This window comes from Phaeodactylibacter xiamenensis (assembly GCF_965229835.1).
In the GTDB taxonomy this organism is placed as follows: Bacteria; Bacteroidota; Bacteroidia; order Chitinophagales; family Saprospiraceae; genus Phaeodactylibacter; species Phaeodactylibacter xiamenensis.
In genome coordinates this window covers 6,613,618-6,631,502 of record NZ_OZ245931.1, presented here as the reverse complement: position 1 = coordinate 6,631,502, position 17,885 = coordinate 6,613,618, and the positions used below count along the sequence as shown (strand labels likewise).

Here is a 17,885-nt window from a genome sequence, read left to right as displayed (position 1 = left end):
TGCTAAGGCGGGGCTCCTTTCCCAACTACAATTCCTCCAAAGCCGGAGTCACCCTCACGTAACCCAATAAACACCACCCAGCGCTTAACACACTTTAATCATACTACGTTATGAATGCAACCGATCCGATCATAGACACTGAAGACTATCGCGACAAAATCGCGACGGTGGATGATTCGGGCAAGCGCGTCTGGATTTATCCAAAAAAGCCTAAGGGCCGCTTCACCAATGCGCGCACTTACCTAAGCTGGGTATTGCTCGCTTTCCTGTTTGGGATGCCATTTATTAAAGTGAATGGAGACCCTTTATTGCTTTTCAATATTCTGGAGCGGAAGTTCATCCTTTTCGGCATTCAGTTTATGCCGCAGGACTTCCACCTGTTTGTACTGGCCATGTTGACGCTTATTGTCTTCATTGTGCTCTTCACCGTTGTCTGGGGAAGGCTCTTCTGCGGATGGGTTTGCCCACAGACCATCTTCATGGAAATGGTTTTCCGGAAGATCGAATACGCCATAGAAGGCGATGCCAATGCTCAGAAAAGACTCGACAACGCACCCTGGACGACTCAGAAAATCATTAAAAAAGTTAGTAAGCAGGCCATATTTTTTGCCATTTCTGTGCTTGTGGCCAATACCTTCCTGGCTTACATTATTGGCGTCGATGAAGTGATTCAGATTGCTACCGAACCGGTGTCACAGAACCTCTCAGGCTTTATTGCAATGATCCTGTTCTCCGGTGCTTTTTACTTTGTTTTCTCCTACCTGCGCGAACAGGTATGCGTAACAATTTGCCCCTACGGCCGCCTTCAGGGCGTTATGTTGGATCAGAACTCTATCGTAGTAGCCTACGACTTTGTACGTGGTGAGCCCAGAGGCAAGCTGAAAAGGGGGAAAAAGAACAACCCGGCTCCTGCCTCCGGTAATGCTGGCGCATACAACCCCATTGCGCAAATGCAAACGGATATTGCTACCGCAGAAGTGGCGACCGCACCAATCGGGAAAGACTATTCTACGCAGCCCGGTGCCAACCCGGCAGAAACTATGAAGAAGGCCCTCGGCGACTGTATTGACTGCGGGCTTTGCGTGAAGGTATGCCCCACCGGCATCGACATCCGCGATGGAACGCAGCTCGAATGCGTGAACTGTACCGCCTGTATTGATGCCTGTGACGAAGTCATGGACAAAATAGACCGGCCCCGCGGGCTCATCCGCTATGACAGCTACAACGGTATTGAATCCGGCAGGAAGAAGCTCTTCACCACACGGGTCATTGCTTATACAGCTGTACTGGCCCTGCTTGTGGTCGTCAACATCGTACTGCTGATGTCCCGCACAGATGTAGAGACCCTGCTGCTGCGTACCCCTGGCACACTTTACCAGAAAGTGGACGAGACGTATATCAGTAACCTCTACAATTATCAGGTCATCAACAAGACCGCAGAGGAAGTGCCTGTGGAGTTCAAGCTCATCGGTGACATCCCCGGCCGGATAAGGCTCGTCGGCAAGCCACCGGTAGCCGCTGCCGGCAAAGTGGCCGAAGGTGCCCTGTTCATTGATTTGGACAAAGCAGCACTGGAATCCAGGAAGACCAAAGTCATCCTCGAAGTGTACTCCAACGGAGAGCTCGTGGATAAGGTCAAGACCAACTTCCTGGGCCCGGTTAAATAAAATTTGAGTTTTGGTTAATGCAGAGGGAGGGGCCTACTGGCTCCCCCTTTTTCCAAAACCATAAAATATTTTTTGACACAAGAACCCGGTCAGAATGCTGAACGGGCAAAACATTTGAAAATCATGAAATTCAATTGGGGAACTGGCATCGCCATCTTTTTCAGCGTGTTCGTCCTCTCCCTGGTCTATCAGGTCTACCGGTCTACACAGTATGACCATAGCCTGGTTTCCGATCAGTATTACGCTGATGATCTCCGTTATCAGGAGCATTATAACAAACTGGTCAATGCCCAGCAACTTGAAGAGGACTTAAAAATTCAGCCATTAGCCGATAAGGCAACCCTTGAGCTGCACTTTCCGCGACAGGTCTCTGCTTTGGGTGGGGAGATTTACTTCTTCTGCCCCTCCGATCAGTCCAGTGACTTCCGCCTGCCGGTAGAGCCGATGGGTGATGGCATACAGCGCATTCCTACAGAGGAACTGCGCCGGGGCCTTTGGAAGATCAAAGTCGACTGGACCGGCGATGGCAAGGCTTACTATAAGGAACAAGATATCCGGTTGTAATATGGCGATCTGGACGGCATTTACTATAGGCCTGCTCGGCAGCCTGCACTGTGTTGGCATGTGTGGCCCGATTGCCCTATCCCTGCCCTATCAGGGCAAACGGCGTTGGGCAACGGCTGGCAATGTCCTTCTATACAATATTGGCCGGGTCCTGACCTATACACTCCTGGGCTCAGTTATTGGTCTGGTGGGTAAAGGCTTCTTTCTGGCGGGAGCGCAGTCCTATATTTCCATTGGGCTGGGCGTATTCCTGCTTTTTGTTGCGCTGTTTTCCATTGATGTGGAAAGCCGGATCCTGCAAATTCCCTTGATGCAACACCTCAATGGCTGGGTCAAAACCCAGCTGGGCAGGCTATTGCGCGGCGGTGGCAGAGAACGCTTATTCCTCATCGGCAGCCTGAATGGCCTGCTGCCCTGCGGCCTGGTGTATGTGGCCGTCGTAGGCGCAGTAAGTACGGGAGCTATTTGGAACAGTGCGCTATACATGGCAGCCTTTGGGCTGGGCACCATACCATTAATGATGGCAACCGCGCTTGCCGGGCAGTTTATCAAACTGGAATGGCGGGTACGCTTGCGCAAATTACTCCCGGCGTTTCTGGTCGGCTTTGCCATCCTCTTCATCATGCGTGGACTGAATTTTGATGTCCCGATTGAGTTTCGGTTTTGGGAAGACATGCAGAATGCGCCGATGTGCCATTAGCAGACGCAGGCCTGTACCTTGACAACAAAAAGGGTTGGCAGGTCTCTTTGCTACAGCCCCCCTTGTGTTCTTTTAAAGTTACCCAGACCCTAAAAAGCATAACAGAAAATCATGGTCAAGACAGATATCATCATTATTGGAGCAGGACCTGTAGGCCTGTTTACTGTGTTTGAAGCCGGACTGCTGAAGCTGCGCTGCCATATTGTAGACGCCCTTCCACAACCCGGTGGGCAGCTGGCCGAAATCTACCCCAAAAAACCCATCTATGACATTCCCGGCTACCCTACCGTAGGTGCCAAGGAGCTGGTAGACAACCTTATGGAACAGATCGAACCGTTTAAGCCAGGCTTTACGCTGGGAGAGCGGGCAGAAAAACTGGACAAACAGGAAGATGGCAGCTTCACCATCACCACAAGTGAGGGCACACAAATCAATGCGCCCGTAGTAGCCATTGCCGCGGGCCTTGGCAGCTTTGAGCCCCGAAAGCCACCAATCGAAAACATTGAGGCGTTCGAGCACAAAGGCGTGGAATACATGGTGAAAGAACCCGAGCACTTCCGCGATAAGCGGGTAGTGATCTCCGGTGGTGGAGATAGTGCGCTCGACTGGGCAATCCACCTTTCTGATATGGTTAAAGAACTGACGCTGGTGCACCGCCGAAAAGGGTTCCGGGGCGCGCCCGACAGCGTAGAGAAAGTTGAAATGCTAGCCGCAGAGGGCAAAATCAACCTGGTCACAGAAGCACAGGTCATTGGGCTGGAGGGCAACGGTAAGCTGAAAGAAGTGGTCATTCACCACAAAACGGAAGGCGATTACACCAAAGAGACTGATTTCTTTGTGCCTCTCTTTGGGCTTACCCCCAAAATGGGCCCTTTGCAGGACTGGGGCCTCGATATTGACCCAAAGGATGGTATCAAAGTCGATACCTTTGATTACAGCACTAACATCCCCGGCGTATTTGCCATTGGCGACATCAATACCTATCCGGGAAAACTAAAGCTCATCCTGTGCGGCTTCCACGAAGCTACGCTGATGTGCCAGTCTGCCTTCAAAATCGTGCACCCGGAACAAAAAGTAAGTTTTAAATACACTACCGTTAACGGCGTTAACGGGTTTTAAGAATCTTGTGTCAATTCACTTTTGCGCCCCCATTGCCTCCGCCCGGAGTCAAGGGGGCGCTACTTTTTTTACTCTGGCCCGAACTTTAGGACGCTGAGCTCAAGAACCGAAAGTTAGGATATGTTGTTTCTATTTTGTATATTTGGAACTAGCGATTTCAAATATTGTTTTGAAATTGATTCACAATCCAAAATTTGTTCGCCATGACGCCTATTAACCCAGCGGTCTTTTTTTGGTAACCAGCTAGCTTTGCTTTACGCAGAGCCCTCCGCCTAACCAGCACTAAAATAGCTGACAACCTATCAAGACACCCAACGGCAGCCTTAAAGAAGCCTGCCGCATCTACTAACCAAATTATTTACAGGTATGACAAAGAGGTCGATCCAACGCCGACTACTGAAAGCACGCATTTCACTCAACCATACCATTCAAAAAATTCTCGACATTAACCGGAACCGCAAAAAGCTGGAATACTCCAGGCAAGCAGAAGTCCGGGAACAACATCTCAACGAAGAACTGCGCGTACTCAACAAGATGGCCGAATACCAAGACCGGCTCATCAAGCATTACGAACGGACACTCACCTTAAAGAAAGTACGGCACACTACTGTAGAGAGAACAACATCGCATCACCAACAGCCCACCCTACCCTAGGCTGATTGGCATTTTTCCCTGTATCCGGTTTACAATACCGGGCACAAATGGTCGTATTTGCTCCAGCAAATCGCTGAGCTGATATTGCTTGTCTTCTATCCGGTCAAGACTGTTGATGGAAGTCTGTATCAGCTCGGCGAGCTCGTCCTTCTCCATTAGCATTTCCTTGTATTGGGCTACTGCATTATACCAAAGTATAGTGGGCAGGTAGTTCGCATTGCGCTGATACTGCCGTTCTTTATCGAGCAGATGGTATTTGCGTACGACCTTCAGCACCTTGGGGTAGCGTTCCTGCCGAAGCATAGCCTCCAGATAAGAAGAGAAGAAAATATGCCAGCGATGCTCGAAAACTTCCTTTTTGTAAGCTTGCAGAAAAGACTCTGCGTAGTTCTCTGCATTGCGGTATTGTTGGTTATGGTTGAGGCATTTCAGATAGAAAGCTACAAAGCCGATCCGGTTGTGGAAGCTTGGTGTATGCTTCATCTCCGGGTAGGCAGTGCGCATGAGCTGCAGTGCCTCCGGGTACTTCTTCTGCCGTAGCAGTACCGCGCTCAGGTTATTGACATAATGAATGTAATCACTGTTCTTATCCCGCACTGACAGATAACCGTAGTATTCTGCCTTATCATAGTCCTGAAACTTCGTATGCAGCAGCACCCGGTTGCCATAGTAATTGAGCAGAAGGCGCCGGGAATAATACTGCCCCTTGCGAAATAAGCTGTCGATATAGTCATACTTCTCCTTCAGCTTGTCAAACTGCCGGTAGTTGAAGTAAATGAAAGTAAGGCGCACGAGAGCCAGGTAGCGGTTCAGCCCGTCAAGGTGCTCATCATAGAAGACTTCCGTAAGCCAGCCCTCCCACTGCATCGACTGTGCAGAATTTTCAGAATACTGCCCCACGATATCCGTGGTCGCTTCATGCATCCGCTCAAAGACTTCTTTGCAGGTGTCATAGCGCTCCCGGTACTTGCGCAGAAAATCATCTGCCACCCTATGGTGCGCATAGCGCATCCGGATCAGGAGATACTGCCGGTACAGCTGTACCAGCTCGTAGAACTTCGTGAAGTAAAAATCCAGCTGCTCGTAGTCCCGGATCGCTTTGATAAGCTGCTTTTCCTCTACGGGCTCAATGGCGTCAGTCATGATTTGCCGCTCCATTTGGCTCATCCAGTCAAAGCGCATGTCCACATCTATAGCCTCCAGGCGCTCATTGACCCAGTTTTTCAAATTAGAGTACTTGCGCTTGTCAATGGACTTGTCATAGGGCGTGAATTGCCGGATATTGGTGCAGTTGTAGTTCAGGCGTTCCAGTATGCCCAGCTTGATCTCGTCCTCAAACTGCTGTGTTTCGAGCAGGTAGGCCGTTTCATGTGGCAAAAGGCTGTCTGCAAACTCTGTAAACTTCTGTAGCTTCTTTCTCATGTCCTATTCGCTTATTCCTACAACCAAGGTAAGGTTTTCCGATCAAATACAAAAACATCTAGATATTTATATGTGAATTACGGAACAAAATAAGGTCATGGCGCGGTACTGCGCCCTAAATTGCGCCATGCATTCCAGCATATCTCCGTGTCTTTACCCGTATTGTAGTCTTTAGCATAGAAAAAATTAAGCCGCTGCCGGGTCGGCTGATCCACCTCATGAATACGCAAACCGTCGAGTGGGGATAGGATGCCCTTCCGGATAGCAGGCAAACTGACATCTTCTTTATCCGTAGCCGCATAGCCTACCCAGCTGTACCGTCCGATGAGTACCCACAGGCTGTTCCGCAACAAGCCCAGGGGCCGGCGCACAAGAATCGCTTGCAATGGAAGCGTCAACAGCAGGAACAACGCGAAGCTGATGTCGAAAAGCCGTTTATTGCGCTGGCTCATGGACTGCACAATATTATAGCGGATATCAATCGTGTAGAGTTCGCCGGCAGTATTTTTGGAGCTGCTGCCGATGATGCTCATACTTTCCCGGGGCACAATCTTATAATTGACAGCGGGGCCCAGGCGGGACATCCACTGCATGACCGCCTGTGTAGGCACGTCCCGGGAACAGAAAATCACTTCCCGTATGTTGTAGATGTGCACCACCTCCTCCAGTTGTTCAAGGCGGCTGAGGTAGATGGTTTGGTCATGCGGCGCATCAGCAGGCGCTACGGTGCCCACCACCGGGCGGTGGACTTCCGCCTTATGCAGTAACTGCTGTACCCGTTCGCTTTCCTCAATTGTCCCTACAATCACAATAGGCATCTCCCCTTCTTCTCCAATCCTCAGGTGACGAAAAGCTGCAAAGTGCATCAACATACGAACACCAAGGGTAGCCGTGAGCGCCCAAAGTGCGCCCAGCAACAGGAGTGCCCGGGAGTTACGGTACTCTTGCTCCAGCAGTCCGTAAACAGCAAGCAGCACCAGTGTACCCAACATTACGCCTCTGACCAGCCGGCGGAGGCGGTAGCGCTCATCGTACCCTCCGTTGAAAAAGATGGAAAGCAGCCAGATACCTACATAAAGCGGGAAATTGACATATAATATAGAAGAGCTGTAGTAATCCGGGTCCTGAAAATGATATGCCCCCCAGAAATCTTTCAGAAAAAATAATCCGGTGTAAATCACCAGTCCGTCAAGTAGTGGCAGGTAAGCCCGGCTCAGGAAATTTGACACTACTGTCAGCCCGGCCCGCAGGTAGATTGCGATCTGCAACATCAGCACAAACAACGCAGCCTTATTGCCTGTGAAGTGTTTACGGGCAAAAATGATCATGGCATTATAAAAGGCACGGACATAATTCAGGCTGCCCTTTTTGGTGCTCTCGCCTTTGTAATGAATAATCGAGGTCTCGGGCAGGTAATAATTCTTGTACCCTCCCTGAATGATGCGGTAAGACAAGTCAATATCCTCGCCGTACATAAAAAACGCCTCGTCCAGCAGCCCCACTTCATCCAGCACGGAGCGCCGCATAAACATGAATGCACCAGCCAGGACCTCCACTTCATTTGTCTCCATTTCATCCAGATAGCCCAGGTGGTAGCGATTGAAAAGGCGGGATTTGGGGAAAAGCCTGGACAGCCCAACCGTCTTGCAAAAAGCCACCCATGGAGACGGGAAGCCCCGCTTTGACTCCGGCAGAAAAGCACCGCTGCCGTCAATCATGCGGACGCCCAGCCCTCCGGCCTCCGGGTGGGCATCCATAAACTTGATGCACTTCTCGAAAGTGTCTTCTTCCACTACGGTGTCCGGGTTAAGCAGCAGTACATATTCCCCTTTACTTTGCCGAATGGCCTGATTGTTGGCAATGGAGAAGCCCGGGTTATCCTGGTTTTGAATGAGGTGCACCTCAGGGAATTTCTCCTGCACCATGCGCACAGAGTCGTCCACGGAGTTGTTGTCGACCACCCACGTTTCCACTTCCAGCCCGCGTGAGGCCCGGCCAACGGAGAGAAGGGCCTGCTCGAGGAAGTACTTGACGTTGTAGTTAACGATGATGACGGAGAGCTTCATAACTGATGTAGCTTCTTTCGGAGGATATAAATCGCAGCCTGACAGTAAACTTCGTATTTTCCTTCTGAGCCCGTTTGTTCCAATTTCTTTAGCTGTTGCTGAATGGCTCCCTTTGAGTAATTCTTAAGTGTACTTTTTGCGGCTTGTATTGCAGCAGCCCTTCCGCTCTTCAGGCTTCTTATATTCAAGCTCAATGTCTGATTCAAATCTGTTTCCACTCGTTCATCTTCTGAAAAGACGGTTCCGTTAGCGGTAAATTTCACCATATCTTCACACTGCGGCTTCCTCGGATCAATGGTCAGAATAGCATTTTTACGGCTTTTATCACAATGCATCAGATGTGCAGGCCCTCCTTCTCCCCCTCTGCAAACACCGAGCATGTTAAAATAATTTAACCGTAGCTTCTCTCCGTCTTCCCCGCTTTGAGCAACGTAGTGCTCAATATTCATTTTTGGACGACCTTCCATATCCAAATCGTTACTAATTCGGCTCATGCAATAGGCACAAATATGTCCCTGCTCCTTTAGAAGGGCACGCCTGATATCTGCCTTATTGCAATCATCATAAGTCGAGCCCGGGGTGGAGCGTACCTCTTTTAAGGATTGAGGTTCGTTTCCCGCCGCTTTGAGGATGTACTTCATGCTTCGTTCATGAATTCGTAATGAAGCGTTGCTCTTTGAATCTCCGGATCATCGGCTCCATATTTTTGACTCATTTCCTGCAACAGGCCCTTAGCCTCTTCTCTTTTCTGAGGGTTGTCCAGTATACGATATAGCTTTTCAAACTCCAGTTTTGCGGCTTCCGGACGCTCCGGTACATTGAAGACATCCTGAAGAAGGGTATTGGAATCACGCCCCAGCGTATGAGGGACCTCCTTGATGACCTTGAAATTTTCCAATAGGAACACCTGACTCCTGGCTATTTCACTAACGACCTGTGGCGAATGAGTCGTCAGAATAAATTGTATGCCAGGGAAAGTTTTCTCTAAAGCAGGTACCATCCTCCGCTGCCATGCAGGGTGCAGGTGAAGCTCTATCTCGTCGATCAGAACAACACCTTCTCCTTCCAATGGCTTAGTAAGCCCAGGGTTGGCAATAACTAGACGGTGAGCGACATCGGCTACCATGCCCAGGCTCAATTGCTCTCCATCAGAGAGTTGTGAAAGGTTGAGGTCTTGTCCGTCTTTGGTAATCACCAGAGAACTTGGCACTGAGGTAAATTGGTTAATTTCACGCTCTTCTACCCTAAGGTTTGTATATTGTCTCTCCCCAAGTGCAGCGAAGAAGGTTTCCCAGGCACTTCTTACAGCATCCAATCCAGGATTACGATAGTCAAAATCCTTCAACCTGATTTTTTCCCGGTTTTCCTTATTTTCTTCTTCTACGAACCACTTTATAAAATGATCAAACTGTAATGTGCCGCCCCACGCACCTTCGTAGGCTTTCAGTTGGGGGATTAGGTATCGCTTTGGTTCTTCTTCGGGCAACGGACTATCATACCGCAGAGACCTCAACGCCGTATAAAAAGCAAAAACAGGAATTGACTTCTCATTAATCAGGTAAGCCTTTCCAGACTCTTCCACGCCCCAATTATCAATTTCTGAAGATATATTGCCTTGACTTTTGCCCGATGAAATGTCATATTTAAGCTTCAATTGCCCAGGTTTTCCACTAGCCAACGACACTTCTATCTGAACATGACAAACAGTCGCTCCAAGACTTACATCCATCTTTGATAAACCATGACCTTGTGTGGCTGTATCTGAAAACTGATAGTTACACACCAACCGATTCAAATTATTCAACGCCTCCAACACACTCGTTTTACCCGCCCCGTTCCATCCAATAAAAACAGTAGCACCGCTTTCGGGAAAATCAATCGACAAATCCGAAAACCCGCGGTAGTTTTTTAGTTCAAGTCTTTGAATACGCATAAATTACTATTTATGATAAGGCTGCCGCGCCACAATCGACCGCCCCAGGGTCAGTTCATCCGCATATTCCAGCTCGCCGCCGAAGGAAACACCCCGGGCAATGGTGCTCACCTGTACTTCCTTGCCTTCCAGCTTTTTGGAGATATAAAAGGTAGTCGTATCGCCTTCAATGGTGGGGCTGATGGCCATAATCAACTCCTTTACCTCATCTTTTTCAATACGCTCCAGCAACGGGTCAATGGTCAGGTCCTCCGGGCCCACCCCTTCAATTGGGGAAATGACGCCGCCCAAAACATGGTACAGCCCCCGGTACTGACCGGTATCCTCAATGGCCATCACGTCGCGTATGCTTTCCACCACACAGATAGTGCCTTCTTCCCGGCGTTTATCTGCGCAGATGTTGCAGAGCCGGTCATCAGAAAGGTTGTAGCAGCGCTCGCACTGCCGGATATTCTTCCGCATACTAACGATCGCTTCTGCAAATTGCGCTGCAACCTCCTCGGGCTGCTGTGTAAGGTGGAGGACAAGGCGCAGGGCCGTCTTCTTGCCAATACCAGGCAGGGTAGCAAAGGCATTGACCGCTGATTCGATATGTTTGGACGAAAAATTCATGGTTTCAAAATTAGCAATTACCGGGGGAAAACGCGATGCCGGGCAAACAATTCCCACCTTCATACCTTGTCTTGAGTAACAAACTTAGTAAACATGACCCGGTCATTTGACGAATTCGGGCAGGATAAGCCTGCTTTTTTCTACTTCTACGATGCCCTCTGCGGCTGGTGCTATGGCTTCAGCCCGGTCATCCATCAGTTGTACCAACAGTTTGAATCCGAAATGGATTTCGAGGTCATCTCCGGTGGTATGGTTACCGGCGACCGCGTAGGGCGCATTGGAGAAGTGGCTGGTTACATTAGTGAGGCTTACCGGACAGTAGAAGAGCGCACTGGCATTACCTTTGGCCCTGACTTTTTGGAAGGCACCCTCGCAGAAGGCAAAGCAGTCTTTACATCAGTGCCGGCAGCTGTAGCCATGGCAATCGCAAAGGAACAGGCACCTGACAGGCAGGTGGAATTTGCTCACCTTTTGCAGCGAGCAGTTTACTTCGATGGGATACCGCCGGCGGAGGCAAAAGCTTATGCACCCTATGCGGAGCAAATCGGGATGGACGGTTCTTCATTCACCAAAATGATGAAAGACCTGGCTTACCGGCAAAAAGCGGAAGAGGAATTTCAGATCACCGCAAAAATTGGCGTTCGGGGTTTCCCAACCTGCTTTATGAAAACAGGCGATCAGTTTCACCTGATTGCTACCGGTTACCGCCCTTTGCCCGAAATGCTGGCTGCTGTCCAAACAGTATTGAACCAACCCTCCGTGAACCCTAACTAAGCAGGTGGGTTTTAATTATTGAGCAATAATCATTTTCTTTGCACTTAGTGTATAGATTACACCAGGTATTAACAAAAGATCAACTACCAAAATACACAATCGTATGGCAGAAGTCATCAGAATGCCCCGAATGAGCGACACAATGGAAGAGGGCAATATTGTGAGCTGGCTCAAGGAAGAAGGTGAAGAAGTGGAAGCTGGCGAAACGCTGGCGGAAGTGGAAACCGATAAAGCGACCATGGAACTCGACAGCTACTTTGATGGGGTACTCCTCCACATCGCTGTAAAAGAGGGCCCTGTACCCATCAACGACGTCATTGCCGTGATCGGAGAAGAAGGCGAAGACTGGAAAGCTGCTATCGAAGGCGCCTCTTCAGACAACGGTGGCGCTGATGACAGTAGCGACGATTCCGGGGACGAAGAAGCTACGGCACCAAAGGAAGAAGAGACTTCCGGCAGCCCCGCAGCGTCTGCATCTTCAGATAACAGCGGATCAGATAGCGATAAACGCATTAAGGCTTCTCCTCTTGCCCGCAGTATGGCTAAGGAAGCAAACATCGACCTCGCTCAGGTGAATGGCTCCGGAGATGGCGGCCGTATTGTCAAAAAAGATATTGAGGAGGCAATCGAGCAACAACAGTCTGCTCCTGCCCCACAACCTGCACCGTCAGCCCCCGAGGCTCCCGCAGCACAGCCTGCCCCACAGCAGGAAGCTCCGGCAGCTAAAGTTCCTGAGTTTTCTATTTCTGCCAGCGGTGACAACTACGAAGATCAGCCCATCAGCCAAATGCGTAAGACCATTGCGCGCCGCCTTGGTGAAAGTAAATTCTCTGCTCCGCATTTCTACCTGACCGTGGAAATCAATATGGATAATGCCATAAAGGTGCGCAAACGCCTTAATGAAGTGGCACCGACTAAGATTTCCTTTAATGACCTGGTGCTGAAGGCTTGTGCTGTAGCACTGCGTCAGCATCCTGCGATCAACTCTTCCTGGCTGGGCGATAAAATCCGCAAGAATAAAGACGTAAATATCGGAGTAGCTGTAGCTGTAGATGAAGGGCTGCTTGTTCCGGTTATCCGCTTTGCAGACATGAAATCACTGTCGCAAATCAATACCGAAGTCAAGACCCTTGCCGGCAAAGCTAAAAACCGTAAACTGTCTACTGAAGAGATGCAAGGCAATACCTTTACCATCTCTAATCTGGGCATGTTCGGCATTGAAGAATTCACGGCCATCATCAACCCACCAGACAGCTGTATCCTTGCAGTTGGCGGCATCATTCAGAAGCCCATTGTGAAGGACGGAGAACTGGCTGTGGGCAACATGATGAAAGTAACGCTGTCCTGCGACCACCGCGTAGTGGACGGAGCGACTGGCGCTGCTTTCCTCAACACCGTCAAGGATATTCTGGAAGATCCTATCCGGATTTTGGTGTAAAAACCAACCAGCTATAAATGAATACATAAGGGTTCTGGCGAAAGCCGGGCCCTTTTTTATTTTGGAACCCAACCTCCCTTTTTTTTGTATTTTTGAGTATGAGGTATCTGGACCCAAAGAATGACCTGACCTTTAAAAAGGTCTTTGGAGAGCACCCGCACCTGCTGCGCAGCTTTCTTAATGCATTGCTGCCATTGGCGGAGGGGCAACAGATTGAGCATATCGAATACATCCCGGCTGAGCTCGTGCCTAATATCCCTCTACTCAAAAACTCTATTGTGGATGTCCGCTGCACCGACAACCGGGGGCGGCAGTTCATTGTGGAAATGCAGATGCTTTGGACAGACAGCTTCAAAAACAGAATCCTCTTCAATGCCTCTAAAGCTTACGTGAAACAGTTAGACCGGGGGCATGAGTACAAAGGGCTGAAGCCAGTCTACGCACTCAGCCTGGTCAATGAAGACTTTGAGCCCAATACCGGCCAGTATTACCATCACTACGCTATTGTCCATACCGAATATCCGGAAAAACGCATTGACGGGCTACAGTTTGTCTTTGTGGAATTGCCTAAGTTCAAGGCACAAAACCTCACGGAAAAGAAACTCCAGATCCTTTGGCTCCGGTACCTTACCGAAATAGAAGATGGCACGGAGCAACTCCCCGCTGACCTCCTGGAAATCCCGGAAGTACGGGAGGCTATGGAGTACTTGCAGGAAAGTGCATTCACCAGGGAAGAACTGGCAACTTATGACCAGTACTGGGACAGCATCAGCAGCGAGCGTACCTTGATTGAAGATGCCTATTCGGAGGGAGAAGAAAAGAAAGCCCTTTCCATTGCCCGCAGCATGAAAGCTAAAGGCTTTGATACGCCCACAATCGCTGAGCTGACAGGGCTAAGCCAGGAACTTATCGAGAGGTTGTAACAGCGGTTGGGGATAGCGTAATCACCGTATTGTTGGCTCCCCGGGATAAAGTTTTCGGATGTCATTTAGTCATGCTGATCTGTTTGTACGTAAGATATTCAAAGATGGTGGAATACTGTAAAAAACTCTATCTTACTCCAGGTGTTTTTATGCAAACGAATCTCATAAGTGATGAAAAAAACTGTGGTCCTTGGCGCTTCTCCCAAACCAATACGTTATTCCTATGCAGCCGTTCAGCAGCTGACTTCCAAAGGACACGAGGCAGTGCCTATTGGTGTAAAAGATGGTGAGATTGATGGCATCGAAATCATCAAAGGCACTCCGGATGTGGAGGATGTACATACCATCACGCTTTACCTGAGCCCTCCGCGGCAGGCACAGTACTACGATTACATCTTCAGCCTCAACCCCAAGCGGTTGATTTTCAATCCTGGCACGGAGAACCTGGATCTCATCCAATTGGCGAAAGACAAAGGGGTGGATGTGGAAGTTGGCTGTACGCTCGTGATGCTCTCCGTAGGAAATTATTAACTGTGTTTTGCTGAACACCTCTCCCCTCTCAACAGTTAGGCAAATAAAAGATTTTGCCAACAGATACTCAATTTGCAACGGACTGGCTTGAAGAGCGTTACCGGTTTGATGTCGCCGCCCGCAATCCTAAAGTGGAAGCTGCCTGCCTGCAGTACTTCGCTCAACACCCCATGGTTTCCATCATTGACATCGGTGCCGGTACAGGCGCTAACTTTATTTACCTTTCGGAAAAGTTCCCGCAGTCGCAGCAGTGGGCCCTTGTTGAACTCAACCCGAACCTGCTGCAACGAGCGCGCGAACGCCTCAAAATATGGGCTGCCGCCAAAGGCTATACAGTCCGGGAAGATGGGCAAAGCCTGGACTTTCGGCGTAATGATCAGCACATTCAAGTGCAGCTCCTACAGGGCTCTTTCCTGGAATTATCTCAACTATTGCAACCGGACCGGTATCACCTGATTACGGCCTCAGCAGTATTTGACTTGCTTAGTGAACAAATGCTGAGTGATTTGATACAGACCTTCCATCAAAACCGGCTGGCTTTACTGACTACCCTGAATTACGAAAGCATGGCATACCTCCCCGGTGATGCGGAAGATAAACGTTGGATTGAGCTTTACGAGGCACATATGCAACGGGAACAAGACTTCGGCAAAGCGCTCGGCCCCAGGTGCAGTGACTTTTTAGAAAATGGGTATGCCCAGCTTCCGACCGGCCTGACACTACGTGCACCAAGCCGGTGGCAAATCGAACCGGCAGATACCTTTATGCATGGCCACATGCTACAGTTTTTAGAGAAAAGCCTTCTGGAAATGACCAGTATGGGCCATTCCGGCAAAGGGCTGAATGAATGGCTGCAACGCAAAAAAGTACAGCTTCAGGCGCAACAGCTTCGGTTGTCGGTAACGCATTCTGACTTTTTCACCGCTCCGGTTTATGAAGGATAAAACCTGGGTACGGCTACACGCAGCCCTCATGCTGACTGCCCTGACTGCATTGGGGCAGGCAGGGCTTTGGTGGCCCATGTTAGGGGTGTCCCTGATCACTTTTGTCTGGCTCTTGGCTGCTCACGCCCCTACACTACGTCAGTTGCGCCCCATAGGAGGGTATGCCAATTGGGTTACCCTTGCGCGGTGGGCGCTCCTTTTATACGCAGCTTATAGCTACTCCCAATGGTCAGACTATATCGTTTTCCTCCTTTTCCTGACCGTAATTATATCAGATGGCATTGACGGGTACCTGGCGCGCCGTTATCAGCAATCTACGGCTGTTGGTGGTTTACTGGACGTGGAAACGGACGCCCTGATGAGTGCTTTACTGGCAGGGATTCACTATCAGGAAGATATCGTTGGCGGGTGGATACTCCTGGTGGGCGGTATGCGCTATGGTTATGTGTGGTTGCTTTACCTGCTGGGGTGGGAAAATCATAAAGAGGCTGATAATCCAAATGCCCGGTGGATTGGCGCGACCTTTATCAGTGTGCTGATGGGACCGTTTGTAGCCCCGGAATGGCTATCGGTTCCAGCACTAATAGCTGGCAGCCTGCTGGTCACTTATTCTTTTGGGTATTCCATGTGGGGCAAGCGCCAGGCCTGACCCCGGGAAAAGCCATTGCTAGGCAGCGTTCAGTCCACCTTTGCCAGGTTCCGGCATTTTACATTCTTCATCAGGCTTTTTACCACAAACGGTACACTCTCCCACTTCGCTCTTCAGCATAGGATTGTTGGTTGCGCAGGTTCCGCGGAATTCATTGCCTGTGACAATCTGCCGCACGTTGATCAGTGCGAAGCTGATACCAAATACCACAAAAATAATTCCGAGGACATATAAATACTCCATAGTTGTAATCCTTCTTTTGGTGCTAAACAAGTAGTGGGCCGGCACAGTTCATAACTCCGCAGGAAGCCCTACCTTTGCGGGTGCAAAATTACAAAAAAACCACACCATGCAACATAAACTCGATGCTTTTGCCCGATTGCTGAATATAATGGACGAGCTGCGGGAACAGTGCCCCTGGGACCGCAAGCAGACCTTTCAGAGCCTGCGCAATTTAACAATTGAGGAAACCTACGAGCTGGCGGATGCCATCCTGAATGAAGACCTTCCGGAAATCAAGGAAGAAATTGGCGATTTGCTCCTGCATATGGTATTTTATGCTAAAATAGCTGATGAGCAAGGAGCTTTCGACATCGCCGATGCCCTAAATGCCGTTTGCGAAAAGCTCATCAAGCGCCACCCTCATATTTACGGAGACGTGCTGGCCGATGACGAAGAGACCGTCAAGAAAAACTGGGAGCAACTCAAGCTGCAGGAAGGCAAAAAGTCTGTCCTGGCTGGTGTGCCCCGTTCCCTGCCTGCTATGGTCAAAGCCTACCGCATGCAGGAGAAGACCAAACAAGTGGGCTTTGAATGGGAAAACAAGGCGCAGGTCTGGGATAAAGTAGTGGAAGAAATGGAAGAATTCAGAGAAGCAAGCGAGCAGGGGCTGTCACAGGAGAAGAAAGAAGAAGAGTTTGGCGATGTGTTGTTTTCTCTGATCAACTACGCCCGGTTTGAAGGTATAGACCCCGAGACCGCCCTGGAGCGCGTCAACCAGAAATTCAAGCAGCGCTTCGAATACATAGAGGCACATGCAGACCGGGCACTGACAGAAATGAGCCTCGAAGAGATGGATGCGCTTTGGAATGAAGCTAAACGTCGATAGAATTCACCATTTTTCCGGGAAAGCCTGCCAATTTTATTACCTTTGCGCCTCGCAAAATGTATCTTAGAGTTGCCTAAACTACCTTTTGCAGGAATTGTTCTGAAGGTATTAGGTCCTTAAACGTCATGACGCAATCCAGATGAGAAAGATAGAACTCGATATCGTTGCTTTATCTCACAGCGTAACCCAATCCCACAATTATGCGGTGGTCCTTGGTGAACAGGGAGGCTCACGCCGCCTGCCCATTGTTATCGGCAGCTTTGAGGCTCAGGCCATTGCCGTGGCGATGGAGCGTATGACTCCTAACCGGCCTCTGACCCACGACCTTTTCAAAAACACGCTGGAGACTTTCAATATCGAGCTCAAAGAAGTGGTCATCAACAACCTTCTGGACGGGATTTTCTACGCCCGCCTGATTTGCATCAAAGACGGTGAAATCATCGAAGTCGACTCCCGCACTTCCGATGCCTTGGCTATGGCTGTGCGCTTCGATTGCCCGATTTACACTTATGAGTTCATCCTTGATGCCGCCGGTGTAGTCCTGGAAGATGAGGGCGACGAAGACATGGGCGAGCCTGCAGAAGCCGAGGTCACAGAGAAAAAAGCCAGCCTCTCTTCCTACTCTGTCGACGATCTCCGGAAAATGCTGGATGAAGTCCTCAGCGAAGAAAACTATGAGCGTGCTGCGGAAATACGGGATGAGATTGACCGGCGCCAGCAGGAGTCCTAACCGGGCCCAAGAGACGTCTCCTAACTCTACTGGTGCCGCTTGCATCCATCC

Annotated in this window: 19 protein-coding genes; 13 read left to right on the top strand and 6 right to left on the bottom strand. The window is 49.8% G+C overall.

The annotated features are described in order from the left end of the window. Nucleotides 1-110: 110 nt before the first annotated feature. The 5 genes from ACO08I_RS25550 to ACO08I_RS25530 all read left to right on the top strand — a co-directional run bounded on the left by ACO08I_RS25550 (nt 111) and on the right by ACO08I_RS25530 (nt 4,704). Nucleotides 111-1,667, top strand: a complete 1,557-nt coding sequence (locus ACO08I_RS25550) for a 4Fe-4S dicluster domain-containing protein (RefSeq protein ID WP_282783933.1) — start codon at nt 111-113, stop codon at nt 1,665-1,667. Between the two features lie 123 nt (nt 1,668-1,790). Next, entirely contained in the window at nt 1,791-2,231 is a 441-nt protein-coding gene (locus tag ACO08I_RS25545) for a FixH family protein (RefSeq protein WP_044223067.1), read from the top strand. Nucleotide 2,232: 1 nt separating this feature from the next. After that, complete coding sequence (locus ACO08I_RS25540) at nt 2,233-2,931, top strand: sulfite exporter TauE/SafE family protein (RefSeq protein WP_044223064.1); 699 nt, start codon at nt 2,233-2,235, stop codon at nt 2,929-2,931. A 111-nt stretch (nt 2,932-3,042) separates the two neighbouring features. Further along, nucleotides 3,043-4,050 carry an NAD(P)/FAD-dependent oxidoreductase gene (locus ACO08I_RS25535; RefSeq protein ID WP_282783929.1) on the top strand — a complete coding sequence of 336 codons (1,008 nt, stop codon included), beginning with the start codon at nt 3,043-3,045 and terminating at the stop codon, nt 4,048-4,050. A 366-nt stretch (nt 4,051-4,416) separates the two neighbouring features. Continuing rightward, entirely contained in the window at nt 4,417-4,704 is a 288-nt protein-coding gene (locus tag ACO08I_RS25530) for a hypothetical protein (RefSeq protein WP_044223058.1), read from the top strand. On the opposite strand, the gene ACO08I_RS25525 is transcribed toward ACO08I_RS25530, so the two are convergent. The 5 genes from ACO08I_RS25525 to recR all read right to left on the bottom strand — a co-directional run bounded on the left by ACO08I_RS25525 (nt 4,696) and on the right by recR (nt 10,737). Then, entirely contained in the window at nt 4,696-6,126 is a 1,431-nt protein-coding gene (locus tag ACO08I_RS25525) for a hypothetical protein (protein ID WP_282783927.1), read from the bottom strand. The genes ACO08I_RS25530 and ACO08I_RS25525 overlap by 9 nt on opposite strands. A 95-nt stretch (nt 6,127-6,221) precedes the next feature. After that, nucleotides 6,222-8,192, bottom strand: coding sequence for a glycosyltransferase family 2 protein (locus tag ACO08I_RS25520; RefSeq protein ID WP_282783925.1), 1,971 nt, complete (start codon nt 8,190-8,192; stop codon nt 6,222-6,224). Continuing rightward, complete coding sequence (locus tag ACO08I_RS25515; protein WP_282783923.1) at nt 8,189-8,833, bottom strand: hypothetical protein; 645 nt, start codon at nt 8,831-8,833, stop codon at nt 8,189-8,191. The genes ACO08I_RS25520 and ACO08I_RS25515 overlap by 4 nt, the downstream gene beginning before the upstream one ends. Continuing rightward, nucleotides 8,830-10,125, bottom strand: coding sequence for an AAA family ATPase (locus ACO08I_RS25510; RefSeq protein ID WP_282783922.1), 1,296 nt, complete (start codon nt 10,123-10,125; stop codon nt 8,830-8,832). Before ACO08I_RS25510 ends, ACO08I_RS25515 begins: the two co-directional genes overlap by 4 nt. Before the next feature lie 6 nt (nt 10,126-10,131). Next, nucleotides 10,132-10,737, bottom strand: a complete 606-nt coding sequence (gene recR, locus ACO08I_RS25505) for a recombination mediator RecR (RefSeq protein ID WP_421947515.1) — start codon at nt 10,735-10,737, stop codon at nt 10,132-10,134. 93 nt (nt 10,738-10,830) lie between these two features. Between recR and ACO08I_RS25500 the strand changes: the two genes are divergently transcribed. The 6 genes from ACO08I_RS25500 to ACO08I_RS25475 all read left to right on the top strand — a co-directional run bounded on the left by ACO08I_RS25500 (nt 10,831) and on the right by ACO08I_RS25475 (nt 15,996). After that, the gene (locus ACO08I_RS25500; protein WP_421947514.1) at nt 10,831-11,511 is read left to right on the top strand and encodes a DsbA family protein; all 681 of its coding nucleotides are present in this window, start codon (nt 10,831-10,833) and stop codon (nt 11,509-11,511) included. Nucleotides 11,512-11,614: 103 nt separating this feature from the next. Beyond that, a complete protein-coding gene (locus ACO08I_RS25495; protein ID WP_282783916.1) occupies nt 11,615-12,949 on the top strand; it encodes a pyruvate dehydrogenase complex dihydrolipoamide acetyltransferase in 1,335 nt (444 codons plus the stop codon). Nucleotides 12,950-13,047: 98 nt separating this feature from the next. Beyond that, nucleotides 13,048-13,872: an Rpn family recombination-promoting nuclease/putative transposase gene (locus tag ACO08I_RS25490; protein WP_421947513.1), complete on the top strand. Its 825-nt coding sequence runs from the start codon at nt 13,048-13,050 to the stop codon at nt 13,870-13,872. 171 nt (nt 13,873-14,043) lie between these two features. After that, nucleotides 14,044-14,403: a CoA-binding protein gene (locus ACO08I_RS25485; protein ID WP_044223020.1), complete on the top strand. Its 360-nt coding sequence runs from the start codon at nt 14,044-14,046 to the stop codon at nt 14,401-14,403. Between the two features lie 53 nt (nt 14,404-14,456). Then, complete coding sequence (locus tag ACO08I_RS25480; protein ID WP_421947512.1) at nt 14,457-15,347, top strand: class I SAM-dependent methyltransferase; 891 nt, start codon at nt 14,457-14,459, stop codon at nt 15,345-15,347. Beyond that, entirely contained in the window at nt 15,337-15,996 is a 660-nt protein-coding gene (locus ACO08I_RS25475) for a CDP-alcohol phosphatidyltransferase family protein (RefSeq protein ID WP_282783909.1), read from the top strand. The genes ACO08I_RS25480 and ACO08I_RS25475 overlap by 11 nt, the downstream gene beginning before the upstream one ends. Before the next feature lie 18 nt (nt 15,997-16,014). On the opposite strand, the gene ACO08I_RS25470 is transcribed toward ACO08I_RS25475, so the two are convergent. Beyond that, nucleotides 16,015-16,239, bottom strand: coding sequence for a hypothetical protein (locus ACO08I_RS25470; RefSeq protein WP_044223015.1), 225 nt, complete (start codon nt 16,237-16,239; stop codon nt 16,015-16,017). Between the two features lie 106 nt (nt 16,240-16,345). Between ACO08I_RS25470 and mazG the strand changes: the two genes are divergently transcribed. Both mazG and ACO08I_RS25460 read left to right on the top strand, forming a co-directional pair. Next, nucleotides 16,346-17,104, top strand: coding sequence for a nucleoside triphosphate pyrophosphohydrolase (gene mazG / locus ACO08I_RS25465; RefSeq protein WP_421947511.1), 759 nt, complete (start codon nt 16,346-16,348; stop codon nt 17,102-17,104). A 139-nt stretch (nt 17,105-17,243) separates the two neighbouring features. Beyond that, the gene (locus ACO08I_RS25460; protein ID WP_044223011.1) at nt 17,244-17,834 is read left to right on the top strand and encodes a bifunctional nuclease family protein; all 591 of its coding nucleotides are present in this window, start codon (nt 17,244-17,246) and stop codon (nt 17,832-17,834) included. The last annotated feature ends 51 nt before the right edge of the window (nt 17,835-17,885 follow it).

What these genes read in the sequence shown, in the direction of transcription:
- ACO08I_RS25550 (WP_282783933.1), top strand. Translation starts at nt 111, where the DNA reads ATGAATGCAACCGATCCGATCATAGACACTGAAGACTATCGCGACAAA.
- ACO08I_RS25545 (WP_044223067.1), top strand. Translation starts at nt 1,791, where the DNA reads ATGAAATTCAATTGGGGAACTGGCATCGCCATCTTTTTCAGCGTGTTC.
- ACO08I_RS25540 (WP_044223064.1), top strand. Translation starts at nt 2,233, where the DNA reads ATGGCGATCTGGACGGCATTTACTATAGGCCTGCTCGGCAGCCTGCAC.
- ACO08I_RS25535 (WP_282783929.1), top strand. Translation starts at nt 3,043, where the DNA reads ATGGTCAAGACAGATATCATCATTATTGGAGCAGGACCTGTAGGCCTG.
- ACO08I_RS25530 (WP_044223058.1), top strand. Translation starts at nt 4,417, where the DNA reads ATGACAAAGAGGTCGATCCAACGCCGACTACTGAAAGCACGCATTTCA.
- ACO08I_RS25525 (WP_282783927.1), bottom strand. Translation starts at nt 6,126, where the DNA reads ATGAGAAAGAAGCTACAGAAGTTTACAGAGTTTGCAGACAGCCTTTTG.
- ACO08I_RS25520 (WP_282783925.1), bottom strand. Translation starts at nt 8,192, where the DNA reads ATGAAGCTCTCCGTCATCATCGTTAACTACAACGTCAAGTACTTCCTC.
- ACO08I_RS25515 (WP_282783923.1), bottom strand. Translation starts at nt 8,833, where the DNA reads ATGAAGTACATCCTCAAAGCGGCGGGAAACGAACCTCAATCCTTAAAA.
- ACO08I_RS25510 (WP_282783922.1), bottom strand. Translation starts at nt 10,125, where the DNA reads ATGCGTATTCAAAGACTTGAACTAAAAAACTACCGCGGGTTTTCGGAT.
- recR (WP_421947515.1), bottom strand. Translation starts at nt 10,737, where the DNA reads ATGAATTTTTCGTCCAAACATATCGAATCAGCGGTCAATGCCTTTGCT.
- ACO08I_RS25500 (WP_421947514.1), top strand. Translation starts at nt 10,831, where the DNA reads ATGACCCGGTCATTTGACGAATTCGGGCAGGATAAGCCTGCTTTTTTC.
- ACO08I_RS25495 (WP_282783916.1), top strand. Translation starts at nt 11,615, where the DNA reads ATGGCAGAAGTCATCAGAATGCCCCGAATGAGCGACACAATGGAAGAG.
- ACO08I_RS25490 (WP_421947513.1), top strand. Translation starts at nt 13,048, where the DNA reads ATGAGGTATCTGGACCCAAAGAATGACCTGACCTTTAAAAAGGTCTTT.
- ACO08I_RS25485 (WP_044223020.1), top strand. Translation starts at nt 14,044, where the DNA reads ATGAAAAAAACTGTGGTCCTTGGCGCTTCTCCCAAACCAATACGTTAT.
- ACO08I_RS25475 (WP_282783909.1), top strand. Translation starts at nt 15,337, where the DNA reads ATGAAGGATAAAACCTGGGTACGGCTACACGCAGCCCTCATGCTGACT.
- ACO08I_RS25470 (WP_044223015.1), bottom strand. Translation starts at nt 16,239, where the DNA reads ATGGAGTATTTATATGTCCTCGGAATTATTTTTGTGGTATTTGGTATC.
- mazG (WP_421947511.1), top strand. Translation starts at nt 16,346, where the DNA reads ATGCAACATAAACTCGATGCTTTTGCCCGATTGCTGAATATAATGGAC.
- ACO08I_RS25460 (WP_044223011.1), top strand. Translation starts at nt 17,244, where the DNA reads ATGAGAAAGATAGAACTCGATATCGTTGCTTTATCTCACAGCGTAACC.